This is a genomic window from Paenibacillus sp. Dod16 (assembly GCF_049893405.1).
Lineage (GTDB): Bacteria > Bacillota > Bacilli > Paenibacillales > Paenibacillaceae > Paenibacillus_AQ.
Genome location: NZ_JBNDYG010000003.1, coordinates 429699 through 443021, shown reverse-complemented (window position 1 = coordinate 443021; position 13323 = coordinate 429699). Strand labels below are relative to the sequence as shown.

10 protein-coding genes, 1 pseudogene and 1 riboswitch are annotated in these 13323 nt (G+C 46.4%); of the genes and pseudogenes, 7 read left to right on the top strand and 4 right to left on the bottom strand.

Translation table 11 applies throughout. The annotated features are described in order from the left end of the window. Positions 1–862, bottom strand: an 862-nt coding sequence (locus tag ACPV3A_RS03960) for a DNA polymerase IV (protein ID WP_426198224.1), incomplete at its 3' end; no start/stop codon positions are given. A 312-nt stretch (positions 863–1174) separates the two neighbouring features. Here ACPV3A_RS03960 and ACPV3A_RS03955 point away from each other — a divergent pair. Further along, entirely contained in the window at positions 1175–5245 is a 4071-nt protein-coding gene (locus ACPV3A_RS03955; RefSeq protein WP_426198223.1) for a HigA family addiction module antitoxin, read from the top strand. Between the two features lie 582 nt (positions 5246–5827). Here ACPV3A_RS03955 and ACPV3A_RS03950 read toward each other — a convergent pair. The 3 genes and pseudogenes from ACPV3A_RS03950 to ACPV3A_RS03940 form a co-directional block, all read right to left on the bottom strand. Next, a pseudogene (locus ACPV3A_RS03950) lies at positions 5828–6652 on the bottom strand (DNA polymerase IV); the annotation flags it as partial. A gap of 20 nt (positions 6653–6672) precedes the next feature. Further along, positions 6673–7059, bottom strand: a complete 387-nt coding sequence (locus tag ACPV3A_RS03945; protein WP_339219142.1) for a hypothetical protein — start codon at positions 7057–7059, stop codon at positions 6673–6675. A gap of 119 nt (positions 7060–7178) precedes the next feature. Next, complete coding sequence (locus ACPV3A_RS03940; protein WP_426198222.1) at positions 7179–7886, bottom strand: 2-phosphosulfolactate phosphatase; 708 nt, start codon at positions 7884–7886, stop codon at positions 7179–7181. Between the two features lie 195 nt (positions 7887–8081). On the opposite strand from ACPV3A_RS03940, the gene ACPV3A_RS03935 reads away from it, so the two are divergent. From ACPV3A_RS03935 to ACPV3A_RS03910, 6 genes are all read left to right on the top strand, one after another. Further along, positions 8082–9392, top strand: a complete 1311-nt coding sequence (locus ACPV3A_RS03935; protein WP_426198221.1) for an MFS transporter — start codon at positions 8082–8084, stop codon at positions 9390–9392. 111 nt (positions 9393–9503) lie between these two features. Next, entirely contained in the window at positions 9504–10370 is an 867-nt protein-coding gene (locus ACPV3A_RS03930; protein ID WP_071223336.1) for a phosphosulfolactate synthase, read from the top strand. A 191-nt stretch (positions 10371–10561) separates the two neighbouring features. Beyond that, complete coding sequence (locus tag ACPV3A_RS03925; protein ID WP_426198232.1) at positions 10562–11206, top strand: YitT family protein; 645 nt, start codon at positions 10562–10564, stop codon at positions 11204–11206. 143 nt (positions 11207–11349) lie between these two features. Beyond that, positions 11350–11444, top strand: a riboswitch (cyclic di-GMP riboswitch). 149 nt (positions 11445–11593) lie between these two features. After that, positions 11594–12322, top strand: coding sequence for a LuxR C-terminal-related transcriptional regulator (locus ACPV3A_RS03920; RefSeq protein WP_426198220.1), 729 nt, complete (start codon positions 11594–11596; stop codon positions 12320–12322). A gap of 155 nt (positions 12323–12477) precedes the next feature. Beyond that, positions 12478–12678, top strand: a complete 201-nt coding sequence (locus ACPV3A_RS03915; protein WP_426198219.1) for a Spo0E family sporulation regulatory protein-aspartic acid phosphatase — start codon at positions 12478–12480, stop codon at positions 12676–12678. 149 nt (positions 12679–12827) lie between these two features. Next, a complete protein-coding gene (locus ACPV3A_RS03910) occupies positions 12828–13274 on the top strand; it encodes a DUF5946 family protein (protein ID WP_426198218.1) in 447 nt (148 codons plus the stop codon). Positions 13275–13323: the final 49 nt, after the last annotated feature.

Genomic DNA, 13323 nt, shown 5'->3' with positions numbered 1-13323 from the left:
TTAGCTCGAGCAATGGAGTTAAGATGTGGTCAAACTCCCGATAATCAAAAGGAAGGGTCATCATATGGCCTACTGACTTTGGTGCAACCTGGTGTGTACCTGGTCGCACCGGGCTATCGTCGATTCCGTTAGCGATGCGCCAATACATTTCCGCCTGGATATCGGAGTTCTTGCCAAACTTCCGTCGCATCATTTGCTTCAGCTTTCCAAGTGGTGTCTGAGCTACACTCCCGATGGTTGGAAGTCCCATAACATTAAAATGTCGGGTCATCCGGCTGCCGGACATAAACATGTCGCTAACGGGGCGTTTCCACAGCGTCTCAGGTAGCATCTCTTTGGTGAGGGTGTATATGCCCGATGAGTTCTTTTTGGCGTAATTGTCACATGCAGTCTTTGCAAGGATCTTGGTTTCGGCAATCCCGAAGCGAGTATAAACGCCTGTCGCAGCCTGTACATGGGCCTGAATGATCTGGGCCATTTCTTCTGGTGTATCCGCAAACAGATGCATAGAGCCGGTCACATCTAGGAATTGTTCGTCAATGCTGTACGGCTCGACCAGATCAGTGTAGCTTTTATAAATGTCCGTGATCAGCATAGACACATCGATGTATCGTTGCATCCTCGGCTTAATAACGACGAGATCCGGACATTTTGCTACTGCCTCCCCAAGTCGCTCAGCGGTAGTAATCCCCTTTGACTTGGCAATAGGGCAAGCTGCCAGCACAATTCCTGAACGGCGTTCCGGATCCCCAGCAACCACCATAGGCCGATCCTTGTACTGGGGATGTTCGGCCTTTTCTACGCTCGCATAAAAGGATTGGCAGTCACCAAGCATGACCACACGTTTAGACGATTTCAACATATATTCCTCCTTCGTTTCATCAAAATAGGAACATTCGTTTGTATTATATGCGAACTAATGTTCCTTTATCAATGTGAAAAAAATCCAAATAAGATCTGGACACTTTGCTAGTGCTTTGCTGAACGGCCATCGTTATGTCCTTAGCTTTGGCGAGGGTGTGGTATCTGGAGTATTTTTGTTTATGAAAAACAAAAGGTCCACCACTATGGTTATAAAAATAGAAAATTCTTCTTGATAAGTGTAGCGTTACACAATACAATACTAAATATATTGTATTGTGTAACGCTACACATAATAGAGGAGGTTTGTGAAATGAAAAAGTCTACAGGAGTGTCTGACCATCCAGGCGCCTACGTGCGTCAGACTATCATTCCCTCGGGGATGTCTGTGAAAGAAGCTGCCGAACGACTTGGTGTCGGTAGACCAGCATTGTCAAATTTCCTTAATGGAAAGGCGTCCCTGTCCCCAGAAATGGCTGTCAGGTTGGAGAGGGCGTTTGGAGCTAATCGGAAGCACCTACTTGATATGCAGGCCGCTTACGACCAACAGTTGCGATTTTCTGCCGAAAGGTCGATCACGGTGCGTGCTTTTGTTCCTAACTTCCTGACTATCAAGGCAAGGCAGATCGAGGAATGGGCTAATAGTCAAATCGATGCCCGAAGTCGTCTTCCTGTGTTGTTGCGGAAGTTAGTGCACTCGACCGGCAATGGACTCCAAAAGGTCGACTTTCCTGGATATGACAATGCGCAGCGCAAAGGTTCCGATGGCTTCGTACAAGCTGCTGTAGCTACGCCTTGGATTCCAGAGGGCGACTCTTACTGGGAGTTTGGTACCGACCAAAAGCCAGGTTCTAAAGCCGAGAGCGATTATATTGCTCGGCTGACCTCGGTAGATCCCGCCGTGAGAGCAGAAAGCACCTTTGTCTTCGTGACACCTCGCAATTGGCATGCCAAGACTGACTGGGAGAAGTCCAAGAACACGGCTGGCGACTGGAAGGCGGTCAGAGCCTTTGACGCGAGTGATCTCGAACAGTGGCTTGAGCAATCCGTGCCAGCGCAAATATGGCTAGCAGAAGAGCTAGGCTTAACAGTAAGCGGTTATGAAACGCTGGAGCAAGCCTGGAACAGTTGGGCGAATGCCAGCGAGCCACGCCTAACGCCAGAAATATTCGCTCCTTCGATCGCCGCGTACCGCGATACGTTTAGGACTTGGCTTGAAAAGCCAAGCAGCAGGTCCTTTGTTGTCGCGGCCGACTCGCGGGATGAGGCACTTGCTTTTCTGGCTTGTCTGTTCGATGATCCAGAACTTCGCCAATTCAAAGACCTAGCCGCGGTTTTTACATCACCCGAGGCGCTCAGGATGCTCGTTTCTTCATCAGTGACGTTCATCCCAATCGTTTATTCGGAAGTCACAGAGCGTGAACTTATCGACGTCCATCACCGGCTTCATTGCATCGTATTTCGCCCTCGTAATGCTGTCGATACGGAAGCAGATATCAAGCTCGATTTACTTAGCCACGAAGCTTTTAAGGAGGCTCTTACCTCGATGGGAGTAGAGGAGGGTGACATCGACAGGTTTGCTAGGGAATCGGGTCGTTCACCGACGATTCTCCGTCGTCGACTCTCTCAGAACGTTGCGATCAGAAAGCCAGAATGGGCAGGCGACGACGACAGTGCAAAGGCTCTCGTGCCAATGACTCTAATTGGAGCTTGGCACAGCGAGACGGAGGCCGATCGTAAAATCGTCTCCAATATGGCAAATCGAGAGTATGAAACGATCGAAGTTGACATCGCCCGTCTGCTTCAGTTCGATGATAGCCCGGTTTGGTCTGCGGGGCAATATCGTGGTGTGGCTTCGAAGCTCGACGCGTTGTTTGCAATTGCTCGGATGGTGACACCAGCGGATCTCAGCCGGTTCTTTGTCTCTGCTGAATACGTCCTTTCAGAGGCCGATCCGGCTCTAGAACTATCCGAAAAGGACAGGTGGGCAGCTGCGCTTTATGATAAAACACGCGATCACTCTAGTGCGTTGCGCAAGGGTATTTGTGAGACACTCGTCATCCTGTCTGTTCATGGAAACCACCTGTTTCAGAGTCGTCTCGGCATTGATGTCGAAGGCCGGGTCGCTGTATTGATCCGGAAACTTCTAACACCGTTGACGCTCGAAAAGCTGCTTTCTCACAACCGCGACCTACCGCGTTATGCAGAAGCAGCGCCTGACGAATTCCTCAAAATCATCGAGGAAGATTTACGGAACGAAAATCCCATTGTCTTCGGCACTCTAAAGCCAGTTGACAGTAGCTTGTTCGGGGTTTCACCATCACGTACGAGTCTTCTTTGGGGATTGGAATGCCTTGCATGGAGACCACAGAATCTTCCACGCGTGTCGGCGATACTAGCCCGGCTTTCCCAATTGAAAATTGACGATAATTGGGCAAATAAGCCTGAAGCAAGCCTTCAAGCTATCTTCAGATCATGGATGCCACAAACGGCGGCATCAGTGGAGCAGAGGCTCAAGGTATTGGAGATGATTATCAAGCGTTTCCCGGATGTTGGTTGGGAAATTTGCATCGAGCAAATTAAACCGGGTTCCCAGATCGGGCACAATAGCTATAGACCCAACTGGCGTAGCGACGCCTCCGGGGCTGGACAGGTCGTCACACGAAAGGAAATGTACGACTTCAATCGAAAGGCTCTGGACCTTCTAATAGCTTGGCCGTCTCACGACGAAAAGACACTTGGGGCATTAGTTGAGTCTCTGCAGGGTATGCCTGCGGAGGACCAAAATACGGTCTGGGATCTGATCGGTGAATGGTCAAGGAACGCTGGCGAATCTGCTAAAGCAGCACTGCGCGAACGCATTCGGCAGTTTGCTTTCACTCGACGAAGCCGCTACCAGAAGCTCGGTGAAGCAACCCGTGATCGTGCCCGCGAATCCTATGATCTTCTCCGTCCCGAAGATCCAGTCATACGTCACGGTTGGCTTTTCGCTGAGCAGTGGGTGCAGGAATCGATTGATGAGATCGAAGAGGAGGATTTCGACTATCGGAAGCGTGACGAGCGGATCGATAGGTCTCGCCACGATGCGATGAGAGAAATATGGAACGAGTGTGGTTTTAAAGGAGTTCAGAAATTGATGTTCGGCAGTGGAGCATCGGGCGTCATTGGCCGCTACGCAGTATCGTGTGTCACCGGAGTCAAGGCACGAGTCGATTTCATCCGGCGCTGCCTTTCTCTTGAAGGAGATCTCCGCAGTAAAGCCGAGTGGTGCTTACAGGGTTTCTTGCTGGCGATTGAGGATGACTCGCGTGTCGAAGTGTTGCAGACAGCGGCCCAAGAGTTGCCTCCCGATGAGCTCAACCGGTTGTTTGTAAACGCACCGTTTCAAGCATCCACTTGGCGTCTCTTGGATGGGTATGGCGAGGATATCCACGTCGGGTACTGGAAAGATGTGTTCCCGTCTTGGAGCCGACACACGACAGCCGAGCTAACTGAAATGATCGACAACCTCCTGAAGGTCCGGCGCCCCCGTGCAGCGTTCCACGCCGTTCACATGAATTTCAAGGATATTGAAACCTCCCGCTTAAAGCGGCTGCTGCGAGATGTAGTAACGGTTGATGCCGAACCGGCAGGCCAGTTCAAGTTGGACAGCTACTACATCTCAGAGTCATTGGATTCGCTTAATGGGCGCGCAGACGTCACTCGTGATGAAATGGCCCAGTTGGAGTTTATGTTCATTGACGCTCTCGATCACAGTGAGCACGGAATTCCGAATCTTGAACGTCAAATAGCGGAGTCACCGGTGTTATTTGTCCAAGCGGTGGCACTTGCCTACAAGCGGAGAGACGAAGGCGAGGACCCAACGGAATGGAAGATTGAGAATCCCGAGCAGCGGGCGGCAGTCGCAGCAGCAGCTCATCGCCTTCTTGAGCAGATAACAAATATCCCTGGCACTGACGTAAACGGAAAAATCGACGCAGAGGCACTTATTGCTTGGCTTACCGAGGTTCGTCGTCTATGCCGCGAATTCGGTCGTGCTGAGATTGGAGATCATTGTCTTGGCCAATTACTTGCCAAGACGCCGGTGGGGGAAAGTGGTTTATGGCCCTGCGAAGCGGTCTGTGAGGCGATGGAGGGGATAGCATCCCCAGAAATAGGAAGGGGATTTTATATCGGCGTTCATAATTCTCGAGGCGTACATTGGCGTAACGAGGGTGGCGAACAGGAGCGTGAACTCGCAGCAAAATACCACACCTTGGCTGAGCGTTTATACTTTGACTATCCATATGTTGGGAGGGTTCTCGAAGAAATAGCTGAATCCTATGAACACGAAGCCAGGTGGCAAGATTCAGAAGCGAAGATCTCAAAGAGACTTCACGATTGAGGATTCGTGGCACAAGCGTGTTAAAATGAGGTTAGGATAGGCTAAGCTCGACGGGAAGGTTATGGCAGATGGGCTTCATTTGCTTTCGAGGTCTCAGAAACCAGTTGGTAACTGAAGGGGAGGCTTTTGTTTGCTAAAACAAAAGCCTCCCCTTGGCAGTTTTGGCGTAATGGAGTTAGCAGGTATAGCCAATACCTCGATAGCTGTTCGTAAGCCGTTTCGCTTTCCCGCAGCATTTTCTAGGAAAGATATTCACTTCTGGTTTAGCATCACCTGTATTGATTCCCACTGGCCAATTGGGAATTCATAGCCGACGCATCTAGTGTGAAAATAACTGCCATATTCATGGCAGCCTTTTAAAATATTTCTTCGTGAATCGACCAAGGACGCGTTTGTCATACAATCAAACTCCGACCGTCTATGTTAATCAATAGAACAACTTTTTCGACTAAAATGAGCATAAATAGACAGAATTATGCTCATTTTTTATTAATGCTCAATATCAAACAACCTAAAAAATATTATTTCTCCAGAGAATTAAAGATTAAACAGTTTTATGCACGCGTTTTTTATGTTGATACCTAAAAGTACGACCTTGATTTCTTCCAGCTTGGTATAATCGCGAGGGAGAGTCATCATGTGTCCAACCGATTTAGGGTCAACCTGGTGCGTGCCTGGCCTTACCGGGCTATCATCGATTCCGTTGGCAATTCGCCAGTACATCTCGGCTGAAATATCGGAATTTTTACCGAATTTACGGCGCATCATCTGCTTCAATTTAGCAAGTGGCGTCTGAGCCACGCTGCCGATCGTGGGCAGCCCCATGACGTTAAAGTGGCGGGTCATCTTGCTGCCGGCCATAAACATACAGCTAACGGGCAGTTTCCAGAGGGTATCCGGAAGCGAGTCCTTGGACAACGTGTAGATGCCGGACGGATTTTTCTTGGCGTAGTTATCACAGGCGGTTTTAGCCAGGATTTTGGTTTCGCCGATGCCGAAGCGAGCGTACACACCCGTGGCATCCATGACATGACGCTGAAGGGTTCTGGCTAACTCATCCGGTGTGCCGAACAGATGCAGCGAACCGGTAACGTCTAAAAATTGCTCGTCGATACTGTAAGGCTCAACTAAATCGGTATAACTCTTGTATATCTCCGTGATTTGCATCGAGACGTCAATATACTTCTGCATTCTGGGTTTGATGACGACAAGGTCGGGACACTTGGATAGTGCCTCTCCTAATCGCTCTGCCGTCGTTATTCCTTTTGCTTTAGCGAGCGGACAAGCAGCCAACACGATGCCTGAACGTCTTTCCGGATCCCCTGCAACGACCAAAGGGCGGTTTTTATACTCGGGATGGTCTGCTTTCTCAACAGATGCATAAAAGGACTGGCAATCCCCTAACATGATCACTCGGTTAGATGATTTCACAGCGAACTCCCCTTATCTGCGATTTTTAGCCCCAGGTAGGTGTACGATCTCTGCTCGATCTCTGCCTCAATTAGCCCCCACAGTATAGACAGCTTGTGATGGTACCCTCTGCAGATGAATTCAACCTCAATGCCAAGCTTTGTTTTTCGATCCTCGTAAACCTTAATGGCGTATTCACGCATTTTCCTGCGAGCCAGAGCTAAATCGGATAATGCAGCTGCCTGCAAATGGTCGATCATCGCATTCGTTAGCTCCGGGGTCTTTAAATCTGCTCTACATAGGATCGAACGGTCATGCTCTAACACATCAAGTAAAAGGGGTAATAAAATATAATCCTTCACCAGTTGGGTTTCATCTGGTTTCAACCCAATACTCAACATCATTAACCACCTCATTGACGGGAACGTTTGTTTGTATTATATGCGAACATTCGTTCTTTTATCAATGTAAATTATACCCTTATGATGACGACTCAGAAACTCACAAGCGGTACCTAGCATAATCAGTGATTAAAGACCCCCACCTGGAGCCTTTCAATCAACGGATGGTTTTTGTTCAGATTCACTTTCATTACAAAGTCGGAAGGGATTTCTTGGATGCAAAACGAAATATCCTCCTGTAAAAATTCCGGTCTTTCAATATCGTAAAATTTCCCGGCCGCTTCTGACTTTCGAATTCGTTCAATGGTTTCTTTGGCAGATATACGATTAGTGTCTTGGAGAATTTCCGATATATATTGTGCGCAGGCCAGATCATCATCCCCTGACGGATGCGAAGCAATTACATTAATCATCATGTCATCGTCTTTTAATAAGTTCCTCTTTATAAACTCTGCGGTTGTTCTTGCATTTGTGAACCCGGTAACGAATAGATGCTTGGTGCTCAATGCGTTTAGGGTGGCTGTAACTCCATTGGTTGTCTTTTGGATCAGAAATTTCTCCCGAAGATCGAAGCCATGTAAACGCGCAGGCGAATTATCCAGCTCAAACCCCGGAATCGGCAGACCCTGTATCTCTCCCGCCAATAAAAAGTCAGGATAGATTTTCTTTAGACGTAAGGCGTCGTCCAGAGTTCCTGCCAGAATGATACCCTGAACCCCATGGATAAAGGCATAGTGCGCTACGGTAAAAGCCCTTATAACATCAATTACAATATTGATGTGTGATGCGTCCAAGGTGTGGTGGTGTCCTTGAATAATCTGTATCGGCATGTCGTATCCCCTTTTACCCGGCATAATGGGCTATTTTAGTAACAGTATATTTGCCCAAATCCAAGGAGTGCTCAAATCCTCTAATGGATTCAGCAGCCGTGATGGAATATTAAATCCGGATGTGGTGATAATTAGGAAGCATGGATAAAGAAAATGTTCTGTTCTACACGAACTTCAAGTCCGAGGAGCGATACCATGGAGAAGACCAAAAAGCGAAAACTGAATATCAGCTTTCATAGCGATATCGACCTGCAGACCGACTCCGAGGAGACACAAGACAGCGAATCTACCGGAAAATCAAAAACTTCTACCGGCTCAAAGGGTCAAGTGTGGGAATTTATCGCACTGGCAACGATTCCGATCGTGCTCGTTTTTGGCAATTCCATGTTAGTTCCGGGGCTTCCTGAAATGCAAAGGGAACTGGGTATCAGTAAATTCCAAAGCAGCTTGATCATCACGATTTTCTCCTTGGCAGCTGGCTTGTTTATTCCGATTATTGGTTATTTGTCCGATCGATTTGGACGCAAAGTTATTATTATACCCGCCCTGATCATATATGGAGGTGCCGGTATTCTGGCAGGATTCGGTGCTATTTGGAACTCTTTCGGGGTGATTATCTCCGCGAGGGCGATTCAGGGGCTAGCGGCCGCCGGAACAGCACCGATTGCCATGGCGCTCGTCGGCGATTTATATGATGGCGGGACAGAAAGCAAGGCACTGGGACTAATCGAAGCCTCCAATGGCGCGGGTAAGGTACTCAGCCCGATCATCGGCTCCTTGCTTATGCTGATCGTATGGTATGCTTCCTTCTTCGCATTTCCCGTGTTCTGTGCACTATCGTTGTTGGCCGTCATTTTTATGATCAAAGAATCGAAACATAATTCAAAGCAAGAACTAAGGAAGTACCTCGGAAAAATCGGAGACATCTTTAAAGAAAAAGGCCGCTGGCTCATCACTGCTTTTTTTGCCGGTTCGCTGGGGCTATTCATTTTGTTTGGCATACTGTTTTATCTATCCAACATTCTTGAAGACAAGCCTTATAACATTGACGGGGTCGTGAAGGGTTTGATTTTGGCCATTCCATTACTTGGGATGGTTATCACTTCCTATACGACTGGAAGCTTGATCAAGAAGAATGGCCTGTTGATTCGTTGGCTGATGAATATCGGGCTGATTGCCATGACCCTATCTCTGGCAGCTACACTTTTCTTTTTTAAGAACATTTACGTGTTTATCGGGCTGCTGACAGTCAGTTGTATCGGGACCGGAATGCTTCTTCCTTGCTTGAATACGATGATCACCGGTGCTGTTGAGAAAAGTGAGCGAGGGATGATTACGTCCCTTTATAATAGCTTGCGATTTTTGGGAGTTGCAGCAGGGCCGCCCTTGTTCGGGTGGATGATGGATAAATCGGATCAGGTTGTTTTTATAACCGTGTCTTCACTATCTTTGGTTACACTAGGTTTGGTGTTCTTTTTGATTAAGCCGCCTCGGCAGATCGGATGACCGGACAAATCCCTATGACAAAAGATGGGCACCTGTCAATGGGTATGAGCATATTATGCCAATGTCATTGGATTAAACGACTAAATCAAAAAGAATTGAGGAGATCCTAGAATGAACAGTTCCCTGCGAACAGTTTGGCCCATGGAGATATGTGATCCGAGCGGGCTGCGCGAAAATCCCGAACACGGCAAAAAAGACCACGACACCTACGGGGTCATGGAACGCGGGATGACGATGGTAATTGATAAAGGCCTGGGTAGAAACATGTTCTCAGATGTGATCGAAACAGCCTCGGATTACATCGATTGTGTCAAATTCGGTTTTGGGACGGCTCCGCTGTATAAAACGGAAATGCTGCTATACAAGATCAATCTAGCCAAACAACATGGAATCACGGTCATGCCCGGCGGGACCTTGCTTGAGACAGCCGTGCAGCAAGATGTCGTCCCCGCATTTTTTAATACCGTTTGCCGACTTGGATTTAACGCTATAGAAGTATCTGACGGCACGATTGAGATGTCTCGAAAAAAACGAACGGAGCTCATCCGGGAAGGTAAACAACGCGGACTTCGGGTTTATACGGAGTATGGTAAAAAACAATCCGGTTCCCACATCGACGCCGAAATGCTCGCGTATACGATGGAAGCGGATTTAGACGTAGGCGCGGAGTTTATCATTGTTGAAGCGCGCGAGTCAGGACTAGGCATCGGTATTTACGATAAGCATGGCGAGTGCCAGGAAGAAATGATAAATAATATCATCGACAACGTGTCGGATGCAAGAAAGCTGATTTGGGAGGCACCTCTTAAGCAGCAGCAAGCGATGCTTCTCCGCAAATTCGGATCTCATGTGCATTTGGGAAATATCCAACCCACCGAAGTGCTTTCCCTTGAAACGATGCGCCGGGGTCTTCGTCAAGATACGTTTGAACTCGGGGTGAGAGAGAAACAAACCGATGGATTTTGTTACGTAATTTAAACATAGACCAAACCACAAGAGAATGATAAATACTAGCGGGCTGCCTATGGATATCTCCAGAGTCAGCCTATACATATTTTCGTTAAAAAGATCTATCCCGGTATCCCCTCCAGGGAACAAGCATACACTTAAAAAAGCAGGACTAGCTTGTTACTCTAATCTATGAAGGATGATTCCGTGTGAACTTACAGATCCTACCCGGGCGGAAGAGCCCCTTTTTCTATCGTCATATTTCTAAGAAACTCTTCTACATTACCGCCGGCTCCATCATTCAAGGTTTTGCCATGGCCATGTTCTTGTTTCCTCACGCCATTCCTTCGGGAGGAGGAGCAGGGATCGCGGTGCTTCTGAACCATGCGTTCGAGATCCCGATGAGTCTCGGACTGTGGCTGGCCAATTTTATTTTCCTTGCCTTTACAGTCCCTTATCTTGATGGTGTCAGTGCCTTCGGGACCATATTTGTTATAACAGTGACGTCCGTTTCCGTTAATTTCTTCGAGGTGTTCCTAGAACCCCCGTTCGGCAACGTATGGATCGATCTTCTATTCGGCTCGGTTATTCTCGGAACAGGTGTCGCCATCCTTATAAAGCAGAGGGTATCGAATGGGGGAATCGGTTATGTTGCCTTAGCCATTTATAAGTATAAAAGAATCAACCCGGGCACCTCATTGTTCTGGATGAATGGAATTATATTCGCCTTCGCTGCCTATGTAATCGATTGGAAAATTATTATCCTTGCAGTTGTATGCCAGTGGATATCGACCCGGATCATTAACTGGATTCACCAGTTCCCTCCCCCGAAATCGGTCTATCAACCCGCTTGGCGCAAAAAGTGATTCTGCATATGTGTAAGAGTGATTGACAAATCTAACAAAAATATGGAAATTTGGGTCGTGCGGCCTATATTAAATGAAAAACAATGCAAGTTATAGTTTGGATATGTCATAACATGTTAGAATATTCGACAAATTTCTACTTCGCACGATAATAGCAAACCCACTGAAAAGCGGCGACGCAAAGCTACAGGGGCTAATGTGGATCTACTTAAGACCGCGATGCCAGCCAGCTGCCGAATACGACGGAAGCCTCCGTCTATTTTGTTGTGGTTATCATAATGGATGGGGTTTTTTTATTTTTTGCTGTGAGCTGTCGAATGAGCAGTGATGAATAGGAGATCGCTTTCATTATTAATCGCTTATTCTTACAAGGGAAGAGGGGGAATAATGGGTCAAAGAACACTGGTAGAAGTAAACAATCATTTTCCTAATATCCTCAGTATGACTGAAATGAAACAAAGGTTGATTGAACGGAAAGAAATTCTTTATTTGCTGCAAGAGGAAACCAGGAATATGAACAATTTGCTGTCCATACCTTATTTATTTGTTATAACAGATGCGGATGGTGCCGTTATCGATTATTGCGGAACAGGTTCTTTAAGAAGTTTCCTCGAGAGGAATAATATAAAAAATGGGACCTCGTTGGCAATGAAAGACGCAGGAAGCAATGCCATTTCATTATCCATGGAACAACAAGCGCTTTCTGTCGTAATTGGGGCCGAGCATTGTAATCGTGTGTTTTCAGAATTGGCGTGTGTTTGTACCCCCCTTCGAATAAAAAATGTGATTATAGGCTACCTTGGTCTTAGTTTTCATTATTTGCACGAGGTTACATTTGCCATACCGCTCATTGAACACCTGGCCAAGAATATTGAAGAAAAATCACCTCAAAAGGATCCCGTTCTGCAAAGGGAGCTGATCTATTCTCACTTTCACCAATATGAATTGACGAATCGCGAGAAAGAAATAGCCTATGGGTGGCTTGAGAATAAAAATGTCCCTGAAATTGCTGATATTTATGGTATTAGCCAAAGCACGGTTCGTACTTTTATTAAAAAGATCTATGCAAAAACGAGGGTCAACCATAAAGGAGCATTTCTTAAAAAATTTACATAATCGTCATAAAACTTGTCTTAAAATAAAGATTACCCAATTCTGGGTATTTTTTTTGTTGTCGTCGAAATTTATAATGATAAGTAAGTTATATAAACTGATTCGCGTTATCGATAACTGTGGCAGCTGTCATCAATCACTTGTTACGACGGGGGTAGGTGAACAAGGTGATTTCTATCGAGAGCGAACTCAAACAAGTATCGAAAAAACTCGAACTTCTCCGAAGAGAACTTGAGCGAGTGGCGAGCAGTTTCGAACTGGTGCATCAAGATGTTGTCGCAATTTCACAGTCGTTGGATAAGCTGATTATTCGTTACATGGAATTAAAAAACCAAGAGGAATATATCGAAAGAAAGTAGATCTTCTTCATACTTGAATCAATAAGGCACAGAAGATACCTTCTGTGCCTTAATGTGTTTCTATTTGGTTGAATACAAAGAGTTGACGTAACGCAACGTCAATCTATTAATCTTGGGGAAAGTAGCATTTAGGATAGGGGGATTATAAAGTGGCTGATCATCACACCGTAATGGAGTCTGGAAGATGTATTGAGTGTGGATCTAAGGAGGTAGATGGGTTTTCCTGCTATGAATTATTCGGTTTTCCCCTTGTCTGGGAACATCGTGATCCAGCGTTATATGCTTTACATTTTTGGCTTGTTTCATGTTATATGCTGCAGCATCCTTCCAACTTTACAGAGGAAGGTTACCGATTGCTGGTTGATTTATTTACGGATGCTTATGATCATGATTGGGATACCGCCTATATACTCAAGAAAAATCGAGAGTCAGTAACCAAGGTGGATAAAATAACAAACCCTCTTCCGCATAACGAAAGAAATCGCAAATCTAAATTTTGGTCAATGACCATAGAAGATATCTATTTAGGTGGTGAAACAAATGCCATCGCAAATATTATCAAGTGGAAAGAACAAATACGATGTGAATTAAAATAAAAAGATTTATTAAGGCAAGAAGTAAAAAGATGACCTCCGACATTCGGAG